This is a genomic window from Desulfovibrio gilichinskyi (assembly GCF_900177375.1).
Taxonomy (GTDB): domain Bacteria; phylum Desulfobacterota; class Desulfovibrionia; order Desulfovibrionales; family Desulfovibrionaceae; genus Maridesulfovibrio; species Maridesulfovibrio gilichinskyi.
In genome coordinates this window covers 1-20,102 of sequence record NZ_FWZU01000006.1, presented here as the reverse complement: position 1 = coordinate 20,102, position 20,102 = coordinate 1, and the positions used below count along the sequence as shown (strand labels likewise).

The 20,102-nt window shown below is 42.2% G+C and carries 21 protein-coding genes; 9 read left to right on the top strand and 12 right to left on the bottom strand.

The genetic code is table 11. The annotated features are described in order from the left end of the window. The 7 genes from guaA to B9N78_RS16085 all read left to right on the top strand — a co-directional run bounded on the left by guaA (position 1) and on the right by B9N78_RS16085 (position 5,490). Positions 1 to 1,548 carry a glutamine-hydrolyzing GMP synthase gene (guaA, locus tag B9N78_RS16115; RefSeq protein ID WP_085104183.1) on the top strand — a complete coding sequence of 516 codons (1,548 nt, stop codon included), beginning with the start codon at positions 1 to 3 and terminating at the stop codon, positions 1,546 to 1,548. A 153-nt stretch (positions 1,549 to 1,701) separates the two neighbouring features. Then, positions 1,702 to 2,079, top strand: a complete 378-nt coding sequence (gene tatB / locus B9N78_RS16110) for a Sec-independent protein translocase protein TatB (protein WP_085104181.1) — start codon at positions 1,702 to 1,704, stop codon at positions 2,077 to 2,079. Continuing rightward, a complete protein-coding gene (gene tatC / locus B9N78_RS16105) occupies positions 2,076 to 3,269 on the top strand; it encodes a twin-arginine translocase subunit TatC (protein ID WP_085104179.1) in 1,194 nt (397 codons plus the stop codon). Before tatB ends, tatC begins: the two co-directional genes overlap by 4 nt. Before the next feature lie 39 nt (positions 3,270 to 3,308). Next, positions 3,309 to 3,896, top strand: a complete 588-nt coding sequence (gene hisB / locus B9N78_RS16100) for an imidazoleglycerol-phosphate dehydratase HisB (protein WP_085104177.1) — start codon at positions 3,309 to 3,311, stop codon at positions 3,894 to 3,896. Next, a complete protein-coding gene (locus B9N78_RS16095) occupies positions 3,896 to 4,549 on the top strand; it encodes a hypothetical protein (protein WP_085104175.1) in 654 nt (217 codons plus the stop codon). Before hisB ends, B9N78_RS16095 begins: the two co-directional genes overlap by 1 nt. After that, positions 4,546 to 5,274 carry a 1-(5-phosphoribosyl)-5-[(5-phosphoribosylamino)methylideneamino]imidazole-4-carboxamide isomerase gene (gene hisA, locus B9N78_RS16090; protein ID WP_085104173.1) on the top strand — a complete coding sequence of 243 codons (729 nt, stop codon included), beginning with the start codon at positions 4,546 to 4,548 and terminating at the stop codon, positions 5,272 to 5,274. Before B9N78_RS16095 ends, hisA begins: the two co-directional genes overlap by 4 nt. 9 nt (positions 5,275 to 5,283) lie before the next feature. Further along, a complete protein-coding gene (locus B9N78_RS16085) occupies positions 5,284 to 5,490 on the top strand; it encodes a heavy-metal-associated domain-containing protein (protein WP_085104171.1) in 207 nt (68 codons plus the stop codon). A 92-nt stretch (positions 5,491 to 5,582) separates the two neighbouring features. Here the strand turns inward: B9N78_RS16085 and gatA are convergent, their stop codons facing one another. From gatA to B9N78_RS16055, 6 genes are all read right to left on the bottom strand, one after another. Then, positions 5,583 to 7,049, bottom strand: coding sequence for an Asp-tRNA(Asn)/Glu-tRNA(Gln) amidotransferase subunit GatA (gene gatA / locus B9N78_RS16080; protein ID WP_085104169.1), 1,467 nt, complete (start codon positions 7,047 to 7,049; stop codon positions 5,583 to 5,585). 69 nt (positions 7,050 to 7,118) lie between these two features. Beyond that, the gene (gatC, locus tag B9N78_RS16075; protein ID WP_170921459.1) at positions 7,119 to 7,403 is read right to left on the bottom strand and encodes an Asp-tRNA(Asn)/Glu-tRNA(Gln) amidotransferase subunit GatC; all 285 of its coding nucleotides are present in this window, start codon (positions 7,401 to 7,403) and stop codon (positions 7,119 to 7,121) included. Positions 7,404 to 7,492: 89 nt separating this feature from the next. After that, entirely contained in the window at positions 7,493 to 9,511 is a 2,019-nt protein-coding gene (locus tag B9N78_RS16070) for a penicillin-binding protein activator (protein WP_085104165.1), read from the bottom strand. Positions 9,512 to 9,726: 215 nt separating this feature from the next. Further along, positions 9,727 to 11,637 (bottom strand): molecular chaperone DnaK, encoded by a 1,911-nt coding sequence (gene dnaK, locus B9N78_RS16065; protein ID WP_085104163.1) that lies wholly within the window; start codon positions 11,635 to 11,637, stop codon positions 9,727 to 9,729. Positions 11,638 to 11,725: 88 nt separating this feature from the next. Next, a complete protein-coding gene (grpE, locus tag B9N78_RS16060) occupies positions 11,726 to 12,298 on the bottom strand; it encodes a nucleotide exchange factor GrpE (protein ID WP_085104161.1) in 573 nt (190 codons plus the stop codon). A 143-nt stretch (positions 12,299 to 12,441) separates the two neighbouring features. Further along, positions 12,442 to 13,650, bottom strand: a complete 1,209-nt coding sequence (locus B9N78_RS16055; protein ID WP_085104159.1) for an aminopeptidase — start codon at positions 13,648 to 13,650, stop codon at positions 12,442 to 12,444. Positions 13,651 to 13,966: 316 nt separating this feature from the next. Here B9N78_RS16055 and B9N78_RS16050 point away from each other — a divergent pair, with 316 nt between their 5' ends. Then, entirely contained in the window at positions 13,967 to 14,200 is a 234-nt protein-coding gene (locus B9N78_RS16050) for a FeoA family protein (protein WP_085104157.1), read from the top strand. 3 nt (positions 14,201 to 14,203) lie between these two features. Further along, positions 14,204 to 16,387: a ferrous iron transport protein B gene (gene feoB / locus B9N78_RS16045; RefSeq protein WP_085104155.1), complete on the top strand. Its 2,184-nt coding sequence runs from the start codon at positions 14,204 to 14,206 to the stop codon at positions 16,385 to 16,387. Between the two features lie 21 nt (positions 16,388 to 16,408). On the opposite strand, the gene B9N78_RS18575 is transcribed toward feoB, so the two are convergent. The 6 genes from B9N78_RS18575 to B9N78_RS16010 all read right to left on the bottom strand — a co-directional run. Beyond that, complete coding sequence (locus B9N78_RS18575) at positions 16,409 to 16,555, bottom strand: RHS repeat-associated core domain-containing protein (protein WP_425429864.1); 147 nt, start codon at positions 16,553 to 16,555, stop codon at positions 16,409 to 16,411. A gap of 60 nt (positions 16,556 to 16,615) precedes the next feature. Beyond that, entirely contained in the window at positions 16,616 to 17,020 is a 405-nt protein-coding gene (locus B9N78_RS16035; protein ID WP_085104154.1) for a hypothetical protein, read from the bottom strand. Then, positions 17,001 to 17,582 carry a hypothetical protein gene (locus tag B9N78_RS16030; protein WP_085104152.1) on the bottom strand — a complete coding sequence of 194 codons (582 nt, stop codon included), beginning with the start codon at positions 17,580 to 17,582 and terminating at the stop codon, positions 17,001 to 17,003. The genes B9N78_RS16035 and B9N78_RS16030 overlap by 20 nt, the downstream gene beginning before the upstream one ends. A gap of 128 nt (positions 17,583 to 17,710) precedes the next feature. Then, positions 17,711 to 18,127 carry a hypothetical protein gene (locus tag B9N78_RS16025; protein WP_085104150.1) on the bottom strand — a complete coding sequence of 139 codons (417 nt, stop codon included), beginning with the start codon at positions 18,125 to 18,127 and terminating at the stop codon, positions 17,711 to 17,713. A gap of 9 nt (positions 18,128 to 18,136) precedes the next feature. Beyond that, positions 18,137 to 18,538 carry a hypothetical protein gene (locus B9N78_RS16020; RefSeq protein ID WP_137982571.1) on the bottom strand — a complete coding sequence of 134 codons (402 nt, stop codon included), beginning with the start codon at positions 18,536 to 18,538 and terminating at the stop codon, positions 18,137 to 18,139. 662 nt (positions 18,539 to 19,200) lie between these two features. Beyond that, a partial coding sequence (locus B9N78_RS16010) for an RHS repeat domain-containing protein (RefSeq protein ID WP_170921454.1) occupies positions 19,201 to 20,102 on the bottom strand: 902 nt, incomplete at its 5' end.

Genomic DNA, 20,102 nt, shown 5'->3' with positions numbered 1-20,102 from the left:
ATGAAGCACGAAAATAAAATAATTATTCTGGACTTCGGGTCCCAGTTTACGCAGCTCATCGCTCGCAGAATACGCGAAGTGGGTGTATATTCCGAAATTCATCCTTGTAATGTTGATCCTGAAAAGATCAAAGCTCTGAATCCCGGAGCACTTATTCTTTCCGGTGGACCTTCATCAGTTCTTGATGCTGAGTCTCCGCAGCTTGATCCCGCATATCTTGAAATGAATGTGCCTATTCTCGGTATTTGCTACGGCATGCAGCTTTTAACCCATACTTTGGGCGGAAAAGTTGTCTCCTCTGAAAATAGAGAATACGGCCGCGCTGATTTCTGCGGTACCGGTGGATGTGAGTTGTGGCAGGGTATTGATGATCTTGAAAAACTGACAGTATGGATGAGCCACGGTGACCGGGTTGAATCTATTCCTGAAGGTTTTAAAATCTGCGGAACAACTAAAAGTATTCCTTTTGCAGCAATGGCTAATGAGGAGCGCAAGATCTATGCTTTGCAGTTCCACCCTGAAGTTGCCCATACTGAATGCGGAAATACTATTATTTCCAATTTTGTATTTAAAATTGCAGGTCTCAAAGCTGACTGGTCTATGTCTTCTTTTGTGGAAAACACCATTAAAGAAATGCGTGAAAAGATTGGTGATGCACAGGTTGTTCTCGGCCTTTCAGGCGGCATAGATTCAAATGTTGTTGCTGTTTTGCTTCATAAAGCAATAGGTAAAAGATTGCATTGTATCTTCGTTGATAACGGTTTACTGCGCATGCATGAACGGGAAGAAGTTATCGACTTCCTTGGTGAGCACTTTGACCTGAACGTAAAATGCGTTGATGCAGCAAGGTTGTTTCTTGATAAACTTAAGGGTGTCGATGACCCTGAAAAGAAACGCAAACTTATAGGCTACACTTTTATTGATGTTTTTAACGAAGAAGCACAGGCTCTTAAAAATGTTAAGTTCCTTGCGCAGGGAACTCTGTACCCTGATGTTATCGAATCTGAATCATTTAAAGGCCCTTCAGCTGTAATTAAGTCGCACCATAATGTCGGCGGACTTCCGGAACATATGGACCTTAAGCTTGTGGAGCCTCTTCGTGAACTTTTTAAAGATGAAGTTCGCAAAGTTGCTACTGAGCTTGGACTGCCTGAACATATCACTTGGCGTCAGCCGTTCCCAGGTCCAGGACTTGCCATTCGTATTCTCGGCGAGGTCACTGATGAACGCCTTGAAATATTGCGCCAGGCAGACAGAATTGTTCAGCATGAACTTCATGCTACCGGCTGGTATCGTAAGATGTGGCAGGGGTTTGCAGTTCTGCTTCCGCTCAAGACTGTAGGTGTTATGGGCGATGACCGTACTTATGAGCATGTAATTGCTTTAAGACTGGTAGACAGTATCGATGCCATGACTGCTGACTGGAGCCGTCTCCCTAATGATATTCTTGCTCGTATGTCCAATAGAATCATTAATGAAGTTAAGGGTGTCAACAGGGTTGTTCTTGATATCTCTTCCAAGCCACCGGCAACGATTGAGTGGGAGTAAATTTACTTCCTCTTAAGGCGTAGAAAAAGTTTTAGAAATCAGGTACAAGGTCTCAACAATTCATGAAAAGCCTATACGGGATTCCAAATATGAGTCCCGTATAGGCTTATAGCGTATACATGGTTTTTTGCCATAACGAATTAAGGAAATAATATGTTCGGAATCGGTACAACAGAACTTATCGTCATTTTGGTTGTAGCTCTGATTATCATCGGACCTCAAAAACTTCCCGAACTCATTAAAAACCTTGGCAGAGGTCTTTCCGAAGTAAAAAAAATGTCTCACGATGTTAAAAGTACTTTAGACGCAGAAGTAGCTGCTGCTGATAATGAAAGACAGGCCAAAGAAGATCGCGCAAAAGAAGAAGCTCGTAGAAAAGCTGAAGTTGAAGCTATGGACAAAGCCCGTGAAGCTGAAGCAGCAAAAGCTAAAGCTGAAACTTTGAAACCTGAAGAAAACTCCGGACCTGTGGAAGAAGAAGTAATTGTTGAAGCTGCTGCGGACTCAGAAGCTGAAGGTAAGAAGGCATGAGCGGAGATGAAAAAGAATCTCGTGAAGTAAGCTCGGAAGAGCCGGAAGATCAAAAAAAACTGGAAGATACTGAAACGTCTGAAGGTCGCGAAAAAATCGAATCTTCCAGTGATGGTTCTGAATCCGAAAGCGAGAGCGCAACTTCTTCAAGTTCCGCTGAAGATAGTGCTGTTGACGGTGAAGATGTAGATTCAACTGATCTGCCTGCCGAAAGCAAAGACTCTGATGAACAGGGCGAAGCTGACGAAGGTGATGAAGATGAGCCTGCTATGACTTTTCTTCAGCACATGGATGAATTGCGCAGACGTTTTATTAGAATTTTTATTGCTTGCGGAGTCGGTTTTCTTGCCTGTTATTCATTTGCAAAGCCTTTGTTTTCGTTGCTTATGGCCCCGCTGGTAGCTGTTTTACCTGAGCATTCCACTCTGATTTTTACCTCACTGCCTGAAGGGTTTGTTACTTATCTTAAAGTGTCCTTTGTGGCCGGTATTTTTCTCGTATCTCCGTATATTTTTTCTCAAATATGGGGGTTCATTGCCCCCGGACTTTATGAACATGAACGTAAGTGGATGATTCCACTAGCATTTTTGTCTGCTTGTTTCTTTGTTGGCGGGGCTTTATTCGGTTATTACGTTGTATTTCCTTTTGGGTGTGAATTTTTTATGGGTTTTGCGGATGAATTCATTCGCCCTATGCCTACACTTCGCGAATATTTATCTTTTTCGTTGAAATTGCTTTTTGCTTTCGGGGTCATATTCGAATTGCCTCTGTTTATATTCTTCCTTGCACGCCTTGGTCTTGTTACTCACACTTGGCTGCGTGAGAAGCGTAAATATGCAATCCTTGTAGCCTTTATCTGTTCTGCCATTTTGACTCCTCCGGACGTGATAACCCAGACTCTTATGGCCATCCCTCTTATTTTATTATACGAAATAGGTATCTGGACTTCGTACTTTTTCGGTAAAAAGGGAGGACGTTTGGAAGCCAACGCCAACGCTAAAGCTGCCGGCAAAGATCCGAAAGATTCAGGTCCTGATGACGATGGTGGGAACGGCGGCGCGACAGCCTCTTCTTCTTCTGATGTTGAAGCTGATAAAACTGTCGATGGTCCTGAGAATGAAAAAAAACAGAGCAAAAAAGATAGTGATGATAAAAATCCCGGCTATGACGAGGATATGATAGAAATGTAACGGCAATCATTATGATTGCCATGCTTAAGAGAGGTTGGTTTGTCTACTAGATCTGCATCGATTGCCCGGACTACAAAAGAAACTGATATTTCCCTTTCGGTAAATATTGACGGTGAAGGCCGTACTGATATTTCTACCGGAGTTGGGTTTGCCGATCATATGCTTACCCTTATGTCTTTTTGGGCGGGATTTGATCTCACTCTTAAATGCAAGGGTGATCTTGAGATTGACAGCCATCATACTCTTGAAGATATCGCGCTTGTTTTAGGACAGGCTCTATCGGAAGCCATGGGTGATAAAAAAGGTATAAACCGGATCGGGTTCGCTAAAGTTCCTATGGATGAAGCTTTAGTTGAAGTGGTAATTGATCTTTCCGGCAGAGCTTATCTAGTATATAATGATGATATTCTTCCAGCTGTAATTGCTGGGGATGAACGTGATGTATGGCGGGAATTTTTTAAATCTCTGGCATTTAAGGCCGGAATGAATTTACATATTAAATTTGAATACGGCCGTAATGGGCATCATCTTTTAGAAGGTGCTTTTAAAGCTCTTGGTTTGGCCTTTAAGCAGGCTCTGTCTGTAGAAAGAAAAGGCTTACCAAGCACAAAGGGGAGTCTTGACTGATGAAACGATTTATTCCGGTTTTTTTGGTTTGCTTCCTGATTTTGCCTCTTATCGGTTGTCAGAGTAAAAGCAGCCTTGTCCAACTTCCCCGGCCGATCGGAACGATTGCGGTTGCTGGTTTTACCAATCCTGTCTTCAACTGGGAGCTTCTTGCAGGATATCTGCCTATAGAAGGAAATCCTGTTGATAAGAAAGTTTTAAAAGAACTTGATGACAAACTGGTAGAAGTTTTAGGAAAGCACGGAGTTACGGGGTATGCCCGTCCTGCTATTACCCGCCAGTGTCAGGAAATTGAAGTTTTTGAAAATATGGGAACAAGGCGCGAAGCCGCTTTCAGTTACTGGGTTAAAGTAGGTAAGTGCATGGCTGCTGATTATATCCTTGTTCCGCAGGTTTTGTTCTGGCAGGATCTTCGCGGAATGCAAAAGGCTGACTTAAACATTCAACCCGCATCTATCGTTATCGATCTTTTTCTCATCGATGTTAATAACAAGCGCATTGTCAGAAGATATCACTTTGACGAAACCCAGCAAACCCTTATGGAAAATATGTTGCAAGCCGACAAATTTTTTGACAGAGGCGGTAAGTGGGTGACTGGCCTTTATCTTGCTGATGAAGCTCTTCAGAATGGACTTACGGAGCTTGGTTTATGATTATTTTTCCTGCTGTTGATATTAAAGACGGACAGTGCGTTCGTCTTGCTCAGGGACAGGCTGATGCTGTCACTGTATTTGGTAAAGATCCTGTAGCACAAGCTGTTTTCTGGGAAAATCAGGGAGCTCGTTATCTTCATGTTATAGATCTTGACGGTGCTTTCAGCGGTGTTCCAAAGAACTTTGATCTTATAAAGCAAATTTGTTCGCAATTGAGTATTCCTGTTCAGCTTGGCGGCGGAATCAGGGATATCGAAACTGCAGCAAAATATATTGAAGCCGGAGTTAAGCGTTTAATTATCGGAACGATGGCTCTTGAAAACGAAGAAATGTTTGCAGAGCTGTGTGCTCGTTTTCCCGGGCAGATCGGCGTTTCGCTTGATGCTGTCGATGGTAAACTGAAATCACGCGGCTGGGTTGAAGACGCCGGAATCTCCATTTACGACATTATTCCTCGTATGGAAGCGGATGGCGCTGCTTTTATTATTTATACGGATATCAGTAGAGACGGCATGGAATCCGGTGTTAATGTCAGCGGTCTTGCTAAACTTTGTGCTAAGACAAAGCTTCCTGTGATTGCCGCAGGCGGCGTTGCTACTCTTGAAGATATCATTAATTTATATCCGCTTGCTTCTAAAGGGCTTGAAGGTGCTATTTCAGGAAAAGCCATTTACACCGGCTCCTTGAATTTAGCCGAAGCTGTTGAGTGGCTGGATAATAATTAGGGAGAAATTATGAAAACTGTAGAAGTCAAAGGTATGAGCTGTCCGCATTGTGTTGCTTCCGTTACTAAGGCTTTAAACGGTATCGAAGGTCTTAAAAACGTCAGCGTGAGTCTTGAAAAAGCAGAAGCGTCTTACGAGGAAACTACACCGGTCGATGAAGCCAAAATCAAGGAAGTAATTTCCAAAATCGGTTTTGAACCAGGCGCAGTTAAATAATTCGATTTAATGCTCATTATAAAGCCCGCATTTCATATGAAATGCGGGCTTTTTTTATAAGTTGATTTTAGTAAACTTAGAGCTTTAAAAAATTAAACCATTTTGGGTTTGGAGAACTCTGGAAGATTCTTTTCAAGTACATGGGCAGCTTGAAGCATGGTTGTTTCTCCAAATGCAGGACCCATGAGCTGGAGTCCTACAGGCATGTTGGTATCTTTACCAATACCAACTGGAAGACTCATACCGGGCATTCCTACGAGGTTCAGAGATATGGTGAAAATGTCCATGAGGTACATCTGCAAAGGATCAGCGGTAAGCTCGCCCACCGGGAAAGCCGTAGTAGGGCAGGCCGGTCCGGCAATCAGGTCGCAGGACTCAAATGCTTTTTCAAAGTCGTTACGCATAAGTCTGCGGATCTGAGCTGCCTTACAGTAATAAGCGTCATAGTAACCTGCTGAAAGAACGTATGTTCCGATGATAATACGACGCTGTACTTCGTCTCCGAAAGCTTCTGTACGTGATTTTGTGTAAAGATCGATCAGTTCATCTGCATTTTTTGTTCTGTGTCCGTAGCGGATGCCGTCAAAGCGTGAAAGGTTTGAACTGGCTTCAGCCATTGCTATAATATAATAAGTGGCGATAGCGTATTCTGTCATTGCAAGTTTAACAGGTACGGTCTTCGCTCCGAGTTCTTCTGCCTTTTTAATAGCATTTCGGCAGACTTCAGATACTTCTTCAGAAATACCTTCACCCCAGTATTCTTCCGGGAGGCCAATGGTCAGTCCTGAGAGATCTGTACGCTTGCCAAGTGCTCCTACATAATCAGGTACTTCGCAATTAACGGAAGTAGAGTCTCTTGGATCATGCCCGGCGATAACGTTTAAGACTCTGGCTGAGTCTTCAACTGTGCGGGTCATGGGACCAATCTGGTCAAGTGATGATCCGTAAGCGATCATCCCGTAACGGGAAACTCTTCCGTATGTGGGCTTTACACCGACGCAGCCGCAAAAGGATGCAGGAAGTCTGATAGAACCGCCTGTGTCTGTGCCTAAGGCCGCAAAACACTGTCCTGCTGTAACTGTTGCACCTGAACCTCCGCTTGATCCACCGGGAACTCTATTGAGGTCACAGGGGTTGCGTGTGGTCTGATAAGCTGAGTTTTCAGTGGTGGAGCCCATGGCAAATTCGTCCATGTTTGCTTTCGCAATAATAATGGCCCCAGCTTCTTTCAGTTTTGCAATAGAGGTTGCATCGTAAAAAGGAACAAAATTTTCAAGAATTTTAGAACCGCAGGTAGTAGTAATGCCTTTGGTTGCAAGAACGTCTTTAATTACTACCGGAACGCCCCAAAGAGGTTTAGATGCGTCCGGTCCCTGCTTATCCATTTCTGCAGCGAGTTTGAGAGCTTCTTCACCGTTTTGAGCAAGCAGTGCTTTAATTTGAGGTTCGGTTTTTTCAATCTGCTGTAAACATGCTTTAACAGCATCAACCGCGGTGACTTCACCTGCAATGAGCAGGGAATGAATTTCAGTAAGTGATTTTTCTATGATTGAAGACATTATATAATCCGTGCAGTCTTTATGTTTATTAAAAGAAGAAAAAGGAAACTGATTTTGTTCTGTCTGCCTTTATACTATTCTAGGTACAACGAAGTATTGACCGTCTGTATCAGGAGCATTACTGAGAATTTCATCTCTGGTGTGCTCTTTTACAATGACATCTTTTCGTAGAACCGTTGTGTGTTCAACAGGGCTGAACATCGGCTCAATATTGCTCGTATCAATTTCGTTAAGTTTGTCCATATAGCTTAAAATATTATGCAATTGACCTGCAAATATTTCTGTTTTTTCTTCTGATAAATCCAGACGGGCCAGACGCGCTACGCGCGCAACTTCCTCGGTACTGAGTTTCATGTCACTCATTGAAGTCTCCTTTAATATCTCTATTGGTGGCGGTCAGTTTGAAAAAGCCTTTTGTCCGGCTTATCATAAAAACCGTATTACTATTTATTTTCAGAATGTGTTTCTTTCCAAGCTTTGATTCGTCTGGCTCTTCTGTTCTTTGCACTGTTAAGAGTGTTTTTTACATCATCTGAGTCTATCTTAGTTTTACCATTCCGTTCAGGGCGGAACAGAAACAGTTTTTGAATAGCTTTTCCGTTCGTATTCCAAATAATCGGTGCAAGGCTGAAATCCATTTGCTGCGCAGTCGCAATTCTTTCATTTACTTCTTTAGGAGTCCAGCCGCTCGAGAATGTTCCCAGTCTGCTTGAAAATTTGATGAAATCATAGCCTAGAGCAACCCAGAAGTCCGGTGTTCCTAGTCCTTCGTGGTCCATTACTTCTTTAAGATCGATTGCGCCTTTGCTTCCGTCCCACCATGCTCCGGGAGCAACCGTCAGTTGAAGGTTTTGCGTTTCAGTGTCGCGCGCGGAGTTCAGAGCCTGGCTCCATAATTCCGGTCCTAGAAAGACCAGTGTATCCGCTTCGTGAAAGAAGAAGTGCGGAATCAACAGTTGAGCCTGATTCCATGTATCCGGAATAAACACAGCATCAAAATCTGTTTCAGAAAGCGGTGCGTCTTTGCCTAATCCGTTGGCAGTGTTTGAAGCTTCTTTTTGCGGAGCTTTTACAAGTTTGCCAACAACCTTACTCCATTTAGGAAAATCGTTAGGAGGGTATGATTCCATTCCTGTGATTTTTGCACCGCGCGAAGTTGCCATATCCAAGAAAATTTTAGACATCTGTCGTCCGAATTTTTCCTGAGGGTATAGGATTGCAAAATTATGAATTCCGAGATCGTTGATAGCTAAATTTAAAGATGCGCGAATCTGGTCTTCAGGACTGGAAAAAAATCTCCAAGCCTGCTTTCCTTCTTCTAGATTTCCGGGTTTAGCCAGAAATGAAAAAGAAACTTTTTCATTGTATATTTCAGATTGTTCAAGCTCTTTAAATGCCTTGACATTTATGGGGCCGCCTAAAACTGTATACCATGGTGGCAAGTCTTGAACTCGCTTAGTCCAGCCAGCTTCTTCTGTGTTGATTACCTGTACATCAACATCCAGTCCGGCTTTGGTAAGTTCCCACTGTGCAGCTCCTGCTCCGCGAATAATTTTCCAGCCATAATCCTGAAAGGGACCGGAAATAGGAAGTACAAGAGCAATGCCAACGCGCGGAATTCCGTATTTGGCTTCAAGGTTAGAAATAATTTTATTAAACCAAGGTTTATCTACAATTTGCCCCTTATGGATAATGCTGGACATTGTCCGCCATGCCATGGGCCAATATTCTTCAGTGGAAGACTGTCTTGTAGCCCGTTCAAATAAAATCAGTTCATATGGAAATTTTAGATTGTTTTCAGCTGATATAAGTTTGGAATTGTTTTGAAGTTCTTGATCAGATTTGTTGATCATTCCGGCGCTGAACCAGCGTTCAAGGTCCTTTTTGTCTTCATCATTAGGAGCTATGGAATATAGTCGTTCCAAAGCCGCCAGCGATTCTTCATTTTGGTCAAGACTTGAGAGATTTATACCTGCCTGTGAACGGATGTTCCATGGCAGAGCACTGTTTTCCATTGTTTTAGCAAGGTGCGCTCTCAGTTTGGTAAAGTTTTTAATGGCAGAAAGAGATTCAAAGTAGCAATTTTGCCATACCTCTGAATTTAAAGCTTCCGGCGACAGTTTTTTCCATTCCTCAAGTCTCGCTTGAGCTTCATGGTAGTGTCCGGATTTATATGAACTTACAGAAAGTCTTTCAAGGGCAGGCAAAATTATTTTTTGAGGAACATCAGCACGTGCAAGAAGACGTGTGTAGTATAGCTCGCTGGCCATGTAGTCTTTTTTTCGCCAGGCTTGATCGGCAACATTCGCCAGATCATTCGTGGACAGCATTTTGGTTGAAATAGTGGAACTGAGTGGTTGCTTCTGAAGCAGTGAACAACCTGACGTTGTGCTTACTAATGCAGCAACCAGAACTAGGGCAAAAATATGGGAGAAAAGCCTGAAGGATTTCTCGTGATTCATTGAGTTTTCCATGCACAGTTTGTGGCCCATGAAAGTCAATACGTCAATGGATTTGGACTTTGCATGGTAATGTTTAATAAAAAAAATCCGGCCTGCTCCATTTCGGAGAAGGCCGGATAAAGCTATACTGAGTGGGTTGTCATTGCAAGTGCAGGAGTGATGAATGTTTCATCTGATATTGAATATATCAAGTCTCCTGACTTAGACAATACTTATTATTTTACTTCGGTGTAGTCAGCGTCAACAACATCTTCGTCTGCTGAGCCTGCTTTTTCACCTGCAGCTCCGGCTTCTCCGGCACCGGCCTGATCTTCGCCAGCCTGATTCTTATTAGCATAAAGCTGTTCAGCAAGTTTATGAGAAGCCTGTGAAAGAGCTTCAGTAGCCTGCTTAATGGCTTCAACGTCATCGCTGTCTAAAAGCTTCTTAAGGTCAGCAGCTTTAGTTTCGATGTCAGTTTTCAGTGCTGCATCCACATTGTCGCCAACTTCACGCAGGGACTTTTCTGATGTGTAGATCAGAGAGTCTGCCTGATTGCGTGCTTCAATGAGAGTCTGCTTTTTCTTATCGTCTTCTGCATGAGCTTCCGCATCTTTAACCATCTTTTCAATTTCAGACTCAGAAAGTCCCGATGAAGAGGTGATCTGGATGGACTGCTCTTTGCCGGTTCCCATGTCTTTTGCCGCAACTTTAACGATACCGTTGGCATCAATGTCGAAGGTAACTTCGATCTGAGGAACACCGCGCGGAGCAGCAGGGATTCCGGTCAGTTCAAAACGGCCCAGAGTCATGTTGTCTGCAGCCATGGGGCGTTCGCCCTGTAGGACATGGATGGAGACAGAAGGCTGGTTTTCAGCTGCAGTAGTGAAAACCTGGCTTTTACGGCTCGGGATAGTTGTATTTCTTTCAATAAGCTGAGTGAAAACTCCGCCCATTGTTTCAATACCCAGAGACAGAGGAGTAACATCAAGCAGGAGAACGTCTTTAACGTCCCCGGCAAGGATACCGCCCTGAATGGATGCACCCATTGCAACAACTTCGTCAGGGTTCACGGAGCGGTTAGGCTCTTTGCCGAACAGTTCCTGAACTTTACGCTGAACCAGAGGCATACGGGTCATACCGCCGACAAGGATAACTTCGTCAATATCTGCTGCTGTCAGGCCGGCATCTTTAAGTGCTTTCTGACAAGGAGCTGTAGTACGTTCAATAAGATCTTCAACCAGTTTTTCCAGCTTAGCGCGGGAAATTTTAACCATAAGGTGCTTAGGACCGTTCTGGTCAGCTGTGATGAAGGGCAGGTTAACTTCAGTTTCTGTTGAAGTGGAAAGCTCTTTCTTCGCTTTTTCTCCAGCTTCTTTCAGACGCTGTAAGGCCATGCGGTCTTGAGAAAGATCAATTCCGTTTTCACGTTTGAATTCTTCAACAAGATATTTAATTATGCAATGGTCAAAGTCTTCACCGCCGAGGAATGTATCCCCGTTGGTTGCGCGAACTTCAACAACGTTGTCGCCGACTTCAAGGATGGAGATATCAAAAGTACCGCCGCCAAGGTCGAATACAGCAATTTTTTCGTTTGCTTTTTTATCAAAACCATATGCCAATGAAGCGGCTGTAGGTTCGTTGATAATACGTTTTACTTCAAGCCCTGCAATGCGGCCTGCATCTTTTGTTGCCTGACGCTGGGAGTCATTAAAGTAAGCAGGAACTGTGATAACAGCTTCAGTTACTTCTTCTCCGAGGTAGTTTTCAGCATCTTTTTTAAGCTGCTGCAGGATGATTGCTGAAATTTCAGACGGGCTGTATTTTTTGCCGTCGATTTCAACCCAAGCGTCTCCGCCTTTTCCGTCAACAATTGCGTAAGGGCAGTGCTTTGACCATTCCTTAACTTCAGGAGAGTTTACCTGACGTCCCATAAGACGTTTAATTGCGAAAATAGTCTTTTCAGGGTTGGTGACAGACTGACGTTTAGCAATCTCACCAACAAGACGGTCTGCGTTAGTAAAAGCTACTATAGACGGTGTGGTACGTCCCCCTTCAGGGTTTGTTACACACTTAGGGTCTTTCCCTTCCATAACATAAACACAAGAGTTGGTTGTACCGAGGTCGATTCCGATTATTTTACCCATATATTAATTCCTCCTGATAAGAATTCATTTTGCTTGCTTTACCAATTAATGTCTAAATATCACTTGTAAAGATGCAAATGCATTTAAATTAGCTTAATTTGTTAACCATGACTTTTGCAGGGCGGATTACTCTGCCTTTGAGTACATAGCCCCGCTGCATTACCTGAGCAACGGATCCGTCTTCAAATTCTGCAATTTGAGCCATTCCCATTGCTTCATGAAAGTTCGGATCAAATGCATCTCCGGCCTTGCCGACCGCTTCAAGCCCGTGTCTGCTGATAGTTTCGAGAAAAAGCTTTCTGGTCATATCTACACCCATTACGAAATCCTTGCATGCATCAATGTTTTGAGCATGGTTAAGAGCCAGATCAAGGTTATCGAGAATAGGAAGTAAATCAGAAAGTACTCTTTCCGATGCAAATTTTTTAAGTTCATCAGTTTCGCGGGTAAGTCTCTTCTTGAAATTCTCACTGTCTGCTAAAGCTCGCAGGCGTTCTTCTTTGGCCTGCGCCATAACATCACATGTCGGACAGACATGTTCTATGCAAAGGGCTTTAAGTTCATCTTCGCTTAGGGTCATTTCAGCTTCCGCAGGTTTATCAGTTTCAGAAGCGGCATTTTCTTCTTCGCTCATTTCCAAATTATCTTTTTTTTCAGACATGGATTCTCCAGTGACATGAATTAGCGGCCTGTGACCTTTGAAAAGGTCTGTCAAGCCGCGTAATTACAGAAATAAGCATCACGATAAGCTTGTCAACATCTTAAAAGAGTTCATGTGTCAATTTTTAAGATAAATTTTGACTCTTAAATTTTAAAGTTTCCCTTTTCATATATTGTTTTCCGCTTTCCGTCAGCCAGATTTGCAATGATTGTCTTGTCTTCAGTGTTTACAAGATCCCAATGTAAAGTTGAAGTATTGAATCCGAGTGCGTCCATAAAAGGTTTATCAAGCATTTCAGGTGGTCCTGAAAATGTTTCAAGCAGAGATTGACCAAGAGCTATATGGCAGCTTCCGAATTGTCCGCCGAAGTTTTCATCCATAATAGTTTGCGACATGAAATGATCAACTCGTGACAACCTTGAATCGGTAAGGGAGAATTCACCGACTCGCCGTGCTCCTCCGTCAGCCCGCAGCTGATCAAGTAGAAATTTCTCTCCGCCCATAGCCGTAGCCCTGACCGCAATTCCATCGGAGAATTCAAGATTAATTCCGTATATCATTCTGTCCATATATAATGATGGAATGTCCGCAAAGTAATATCCGTTTACCGTGCGGCAGTCTGGAGAAATGTAGACTTCATAACTGGGGATGTTGCCGCCGTTCGAGCTCTGCCACTGTCTGTTTTCGCCCGGGGCGAAATATAAATCGCATAATTCCGACTGCACTCTAATTGTCTTAATATCCATTGAACTAAGCCAGTTCGCTATTTCTGAAGTTTTCGCTGAAATCTTTTTCCATTCATTGGCAGGGGAGGGCATGTTTAAATAGCATGCGCGCATCATCTTGGTTGTGTATTCTTCAAGGGATAAACCTGATTTATCCGCTAAAGCCTGCGTAGGGTAGACGCATTCTGTCCATGCGAGCGATCCGTGAAGTTTCCTTTTTTCAATGCGCTGGCGGAATTGGTTTGAACCTTTTTTGTTTGCCATTATTGACAGGGGGGCAATTTTCGACATTGTGCCGACTTCTTCCGGAGCATGAATTCTGATAACTCCGCGCGCTGTATCGTATAGTTCTTTTTTACCGGGTGGAAAGAATGTAAGCTGACCATAGCTCGAATTTATATAAAGTTCAGCTTTCATGGCCGTGGTTAGAGCTGTTTCCATAACCGGGTGCAGGTGTTTTTCAATTAAAAGAGCAAACAGTGCTTCTGCAAGGGGGAAGGCAAGGTTGTCATATTTGATTATGATGATGTCGCGGTTTTCAAATGGATTTTCCCGTTGTTGCTCAAGTGCTCCGATAAGAACTTCGGAATATTGCCGTAAATCTTCATAAGGAAATAATTTTGTCATTATATACAGGACTTCCGTAAAGGTATAACTGCATCGTGTTATCATTAATTATGCAGTGTGAAAGGTTTATTACGGTAAAGTTTTTTTAATCCTTAATCTACCTTTAAAATTTGTGGTATGTTTTCTTATAAAAATAAAAAATGAACGTATACTTTGTCTAGAGATTAGAAATATAGTAAAATTATTTTGTCAATATCTCCATCATGAGATTGACTTTCAATCTGTGCAAAGGCTAAACAGTTTTTCAAAACAAAAGCGCGAATTTAATTTAGATGAAAATGAAAATCAAGATCATATATAGTGAGAGGGTAGTTTTATGTCAGTATCTTTGCGGTCAATGGCAAAAGATCAGAAGGGCGTAGTTGTAGCAGTAAATGTACGCGGTGAACTCGGGCGCAGAATAAGAGATATGGGACTTATTCCCGGGACTGAGTTCAGAATTGTGGGGCGTGCTCCGCTTAAAGATCCTGTCGCGCTCAGGATGAAAGGTTTTACTCTTACACTTCGCAATAATGAAGCTGATTTCATTACCGTTAAAGTTGAGGATTAAGGGATGAGCGATAAATTTTTTGTAGCTGTTTCAGGCCAGCCGAACTGCGGAAAAAGCACAATGTTCAATGCCTTGACTGGCTCAACAGCAAGGGTTGGCAACTACCCGGGCATAACTGTTGACCGGACAGAAGGTTACTATACCAACGACGGTGTTTCTATTCATCTCGTGGATTTGCCTGGAACCTATTCCTTAACTTCTTATTCAATGGAAGAAGTTGTCGCCAGAAATGTTATTGTAGATGAAAAGCCTGACGTTGTGATCAACATGCTTGATGCAACGTCTTTGGAAAGAAGTCTTTATCTAGCTGTTCAGTTTATGGAGATTGGTGTTCCTGTCGTTTTAGGCCTCAATATGATGGATGAGGTTAAGAAAAAAGGAATCCGCATAGACGCGCAAAAACTTTCGAAGTTGATGGGTGTTCCTGTTATTGAATGTGTGGCCCGTCGCGGTCTCGGTAAAGATGAATTAATGGCGGCGGTGCAGGAGGTTGCTGATAAAACAAAAGGTAAATGGACTCCTGTAAATATTTCATACGGTCATGATCTTGATCCTGCAATTGACGAAATGTCTGCGCTGATCAAAGAAAACGAGTTTATGACTGACCGTTATGATCCGCATTGGCTGGCTGTAAAATATCTTGAAGAAGATGAAATTGTCATCAAAAACGGACGAGATGCCGGTCCGCTTCATGAACAGCTCGAAGCTATCGTTAAAAGGGTTTCGGAGCATGTTCACAAAACTCTGAACACTTATCCTGAAGCTATACTTGCTGATTATCGTTACGGATTTATCAATTCCATTCTCAAGCAGGACGTCATCAGTCGTGAAGACAATCTCCGTTTTGATTCTTCCGATAAGATAGATAAAGTGTTGACCCATCGATTTATGGGGCCGCTCATCATGTTTGGTGTTATGTATGCAATGTTTTACGTAACATTTACCTTTGGAGCATACCCGCAAGGCTGGGTTGAAGACTGTTTCAGCTGGATTGCGTCAACTCTTGCAGCGGTACTTCCTGACGGACTTTTAAAATCAATGCTTGTTTCCGGAGTTGTTGACGGTGTCGGCGCAGTTATGGGTTTCACTCCGCTTATCCTAATCATGTTCGCCATGCTCGTTTTTCTTGAAGATCTTGGATATATGGCCCGTGTCGCCTATATGGTTGATAGAGTTTTCCGCATGTTCGGGCTGCACGGAATGTCCATTATGCCTTTTATTATGGCGGGCGGGTTGCCGGGAGGCTGCGCAGTTCCGGGCGTTATGACCTGTCGGACCTTACGCAGCCCTAAAGAGCGAATAGCCACAATTTTAACTGCCCCTTTTATGATCTGCGGTGCTAAAGCAACAGCATACATTATGCTCGTCGGCGCATTTTATCCTGAATCCGCAACTTCGGTAATGTTCTTTTTAGTACTTATTTCATGGGGACTTGCTCTTTGCGTGGGCAGGCTTTTACGCTGGACTGCTCTTAAAGGAGAATCCACTCCATTCGTAATGGAACTTCCGCCTTACAGAATACCGACTCTCCACGGTGTTGCTATTCATACATGGGATAGAGTCTGGCAGTATATCAAGAAAGCCGGAACGGTAATTCTCGCTATTTCAATTCTGATGTGGGCACTGATGACTTTTCCTCAGCTTCCGGCTGAAAGAGCTCAAGCGTACGATGCACTGCGCACAGAGGCAACTTCTCAAAGTCAATATTGGGATGGTTCCGGTGAGCAGAAGATGGCTAGGCTTGATGAAATGTTAGGTCATATTAATTCTACAGAAGGCGAGGAAACCCTTAAAACTTCATATGCCGGGCGCATGAGCGATTTTATTTCTCCGGTAACGAATCTTGCTGGCTTCCCGTGGCAGGCAAACATATCGTTTATCGGAGCATTTGCCGCAAAAGAAGTTTTTGTTTCAACCATGTCCACCGCATATTCGATGGGGTACGAAGATCCTGATAACGCTGTCACCTTGAGCCAGAAGATTGCAACTGATCCGGCATGGACTCCGGCTGTAATCTGGTCGGTGTTTATTTTTATGATGGTATATGTGCCGTGTATGGTTACGGTTGCTGTCATTATCAGAGAAACTAACTGGAAATGGGGACTTTTCTCAGTTTTCGGGTCGCTTGGGCTCGGGTACACATTATCTGTTCTGATTTATCAGGTCGGGACTTTATTGGGGTATTAGGCGAGCTTGATATAATAGGTGTTAAAAAGCCCTCGTACAAACATAAAAATTAATCTGGTCATCGAGACAATATCCGTAAACATCCATATCGCCGCCTGCAAACCTTATCTGGTCGGGAGTTATGAATCTTCCGATGGCGGGATCGTATTCGCGGTAACTGCAGTGTATGAAGATATAGTAAAGCCCCGCACTTTTTAGGTGCGGGGCTTGGTCTATAAGTATCAGATATTAGTCAGGTGATTCATCAGACCATTCTTCTTTGGTATCTTTCCTTTTGGGATGACGCTCATAGAAGCCTTTCAGCGATTCTAACGGACAAAGACACTTAGGGCAATTTTGGTCTCTTGGAGCTTGTCCAAGCATAAAAACCTTCTCACACATAGGACAAATTGACTTCTCTTGCTTAGTAAACATTTTCCTTTTCTTAGAGGAGTTATAGAAAATGTCACAACCCAAAATAAATAAGCCAAATATAACTAATGCCCACCGACCAAGTCGACCAACTTCATGGCCTTTAATGTAGTAAGGAACTTTTGTAGGCCATGCCCCCAAAATCATCGTTAGAGCATAAGCAATTATGAGCAATCTTCCCAAAGATAATTTAGCTTTTTTTCTATTTATTTTTTTGGTCACTAATTTTGCCCTTAGCTTCCTTATATAATTGTTTCACATTATCAATAACTTGCCCAGTACCTAATATAGCTGTCAATGGTCCACTAATTTTACCAATTGAGGGAGGAATGCTATCAATGAACGCGGTAGGTGCCTCAAGAATATCATCAAGTCCGATTTCGTATTTACTTCCATTTTTGCTGTTTCGTATGCGAATATCAGCCTTATTGCGAGCATTTTTAACAACATCATTTGCACGGTTAATCACATTTCGACTATTTCGCACTGCTTTCTCTAAATACGGAGCAGCTCTTCCAGCTACAACGGAACCTGCCGCACCAATTTCTTCGCCGACGATCGGAGCAGCCAAAGTTGAACTCGCAATAACTGCCGGCTGCTGTGCCCCATATTCTGGGGTCATCAACAATAGCCTTACCTGCTTTAGAAACTGCTTCAGCCGCAGTTTTTGATCCTTTTGAAGCGGCTTTTTTAACTCCTTTATAGATTTTGGTAAGAGTACCGTTCTTCGATTCCTCACTCTTCCCCGCAAGCCCTGTCCGGTCATGAAAATTAATCTGGTCATCGAGACAATATCCGTAAACATCCATATCGCCACCAGCGAAGCCGAGCAGGATGGGAATTATGATAGAAAATAGTAGGCCCCGCACATTTTTGATGCGGGGCCGTGAATGTTATCTTCGTCCTTAAAAATTAGTCTGGGTTAGTGTCAGACCATTCTTCTTTGGTATCTTTCATTTCAGGATGTCGCTCGTAAAAGCCTTTTAACTGTTCTAATTTGAAGTTGCACTTCGAGCAAATCTTCCCATTTTGTAGAGGACCACTTAAATACACTGTTTGACACATTGGACAAATCCACGGGGCTTGTTTTGCGGATCTTTTTTTTACTATCTGATAAAGAAAAAAACTATAAAAAATAAAAATAAATCCTATAAAAGCAACACCCCATCGAGCAAAAATATTTAAAGAAAATCCTTTAAAGCTTGTATGCCAGTTTGGATCAAGCGGATTTGCTGCCATCATAATTCCAGCACCGAATAAAATAATAAACAGCCTTTCAATTAATGAAGCAAATTTATTTTTGCTTTTAATTTTTTTATTTTGTGTCATTTTTTACGTTTAATTTTTTTTGTCAATATTTTCAATTAATGTTTCTGCCAACCATTTTACAGCGGCCACTTTTCCTCCAGTTCCAACAGAAGGAGGTAAGCCATCTACTAACCCTGTGGCCCCATCAACGACTTCGTTTGCATCTAAGCCATATTTAATACCTGTAGGACTATTTTTAATTTTTATATCAACTTTACGTCCAATATTTTTAACAACATCATTTGCACGGTTAATCACATTTCGACTATTTCGCACTGCTTTCTCTAAATACGGAGCAGCTCTTCCAGCTACAACGGAACCTGCCGCACCAATTTCTTCGCCGCCGATCGGAGCAGCCAAAGTTGAACTCGCAATAACTGTCGGCTGCTGTGCCCCATATTCTGGGGTCATCGAGACAATATCCGTAAACATCCACATTGCCGCCTGCGAAATATCTCAGAACAGGAGTGATAGATAATTAATAGCCCCGGCCGGGGTCGGGGCTATTAATAAATTATTCTTTGGTCTCTTCGTTTGCTCGTCTAATATTTCTAGTTATAACTTCGTAAGCATTAGATGAGTATTTATAGTTAACTATGTATTTCTTTTTACCCGTTAAATATATAGAAAAAGATTTTATGCCATTAGGACAAAAAGAGTCTGTAAGGTATGACTCATTATACTTGACAATATTTTGATATAATATTTTTTTATTAAAAAAAGAAAAAGAGATTACTATTCCATCGTTGTTAATAGATGTTAAGAGATTGTTAGTTTTAAATCCAAAGTAAAAAAACAATACATAAAAGGGAAAGAACAATATTGGTAAATATACTTTAGTTACTAATCCTATGATTGAACAAAGTGTCCAGATCATCCCTAAAAAAACTGTCAAATTTTGGAATAATTTTATCTGAAACATATCTTCTCATTATTGTTGAATGAAATTAGTGTGTACTTTAGGCTCAATTTATCCCTAGAAATTACCACTCAACTTTATGTCGAGGATAAGTTTTAAGCTTTTTCTTTTTTTCTTTTAAATGTTCATCTACCTTTTTATCAATATAATCTGCGTAATCATCGATAGGAGGATCTTATTCAAAAATAGTTTTTGAATAAGATTTACCTGTACTTGTCTGAGGTACTACATATTCATTAATTTTTTTCCCAACTCCCAAATTAATTGAAGAGGAGTGGCTTGTTTGGCTAGAACTTTTTGTGTGCCCCACAGAAAAGAGGCTTCCTGGAACAATTATTCCGCCTGAAACATAATTACTGCTTCCTTCTAACGCTTTAATTGACTCCGCATCGTGTTCGGCTGCTGAAAGATTTATTTCAGCACTATAACCATTTGAAGCTCCAATTTTTCCATTTACCAAAAATGCTGCATGCTTTGGATCACGGTAAACAATTTCGCCACCCGCACCGGCTTCAAAGCCAAATCCAGCTGCATCCATTCCAATTCCAATGCTATATGCTTTCCCATTTCTAGATTTTACTTTGTTATTGCTATCTATCTTGCCATCTTTATTATTTTTTTTCGCAAAGCTTGTTTTCTTATTAACTTCTTTTTTTCCAACTTTGCCACTTACATAAGATTTATGAGTATTGTCATCTCGACTATCGTAATTTCTGGGATAATCAAGATTTTTTCCTTCCTCTTTCTCCTCACTCTTCCCCGCAAGCCCTGTCCGGTCATGAAAATTAATAGGATCATCGAGACAGTACCCGTAAACATCTACGTCACCACCCGCAAATCCTAGCGGGTCGGGAGTTATGAATCTGCCGATTGCGGGATCGTATTCACGATATCCAAGGTGTACAAGTCCGGTGTCTTTATCTGTCAGACCTGCGGCAAACCCCAGACATATATCCAGACTGACACAGCTATCGAGCAATATATTTCCAAACGAATCATTTATAATTCGCTTTACCTCATTACCCCTTTCATCCGCAACCATGAAAATTGTGCCGACCTGATTTGTAGCAAAGAAAA

Coding starts and splice junctions, on each gene's coding strand:
- guaA (WP_085104183.1), top strand. CDS start 1: ATGAAGCACGAAAATAAAATAATTATTCTGGACTTCGGGTCCCAGTTT.
- tatB (WP_085104181.1), top strand. CDS start 1,702: ATGTTCGGAATCGGTACAACAGAACTTATCGTCATTTTGGTTGTAGCT.
- tatC (WP_085104179.1), top strand. CDS start 2,076: ATGAGCGGAGATGAAAAAGAATCTCGTGAAGTAAGCTCGGAAGAGCCG.
- B9N78_RS16095 (WP_085104175.1), top strand. CDS start 3,896: ATGAAACGATTTATTCCGGTTTTTTTGGTTTGCTTCCTGATTTTGCCT.
- hisA (WP_085104173.1), top strand. CDS start 4,546: ATGATTATTTTTCCTGCTGTTGATATTAAAGACGGACAGTGCGTTCGT.
- B9N78_RS16085 (WP_085104171.1), top strand. CDS start 5,284: ATGAAAACTGTAGAAGTCAAAGGTATGAGCTGTCCGCATTGTGTTGCT.
- gatA (WP_085104169.1), bottom strand. CDS start 7,049: ATGTCTTCAATCATAGAAAAATCACTTACTGAAATTCATTCCCTGCTC.
- gatC (WP_170921459.1), bottom strand. CDS start 7,403: ATGAAACTCAGTACCGAGGAAGTTGCGCGCGTAGCGCGTCTGGCCCGT.
- B9N78_RS16070 (WP_085104165.1), bottom strand. CDS start 9,511: ATGAATCACGAGAAATCCTTCAGGCTTTTCTCCCATATTTTTGCCCTA.
- dnaK (WP_085104163.1), bottom strand. CDS start 11,637: ATGGGTAAAATAATCGGAATCGACCTCGGTACAACCAACTCTTGTGTT.
- grpE (WP_085104161.1), bottom strand. CDS start 12,298: ATGTCTGAAAAAAAAGATAATTTGGAAATGAGCGAAGAAGAAAATGCC.
- B9N78_RS16055 (WP_085104159.1), bottom strand. CDS start 13,650: ATGACAAAATTATTTCCTTATGAAGATTTACGGCAATATTCCGAAGTT.
- B9N78_RS16050 (WP_085104157.1), top strand. CDS start 13,967: ATGTCAGTATCTTTGCGGTCAATGGCAAAAGATCAGAAGGGCGTAGTT.
- feoB (WP_085104155.1), top strand. CDS start 14,204: ATGAGCGATAAATTTTTTGTAGCTGTTTCAGGCCAGCCGAACTGCGGA.
- B9N78_RS16030 (WP_085104152.1), bottom strand. CDS start 17,582: ATGACCAGATTAATTTTCATGACCGGACAGGGCTTGCGGGGAAGAGTG.
- B9N78_RS16025 (WP_085104150.1), bottom strand. CDS start 18,127: ATGACACAAAATAAAAAAATTAAAAGCAAAAATAAATTTGCTTCATTA.
- B9N78_RS16020 (WP_137982571.1), bottom strand. CDS start 18,538: ATGTTTACGGATATTGTCTCGATGACCCCAGAATATGGGGCACAGCAG.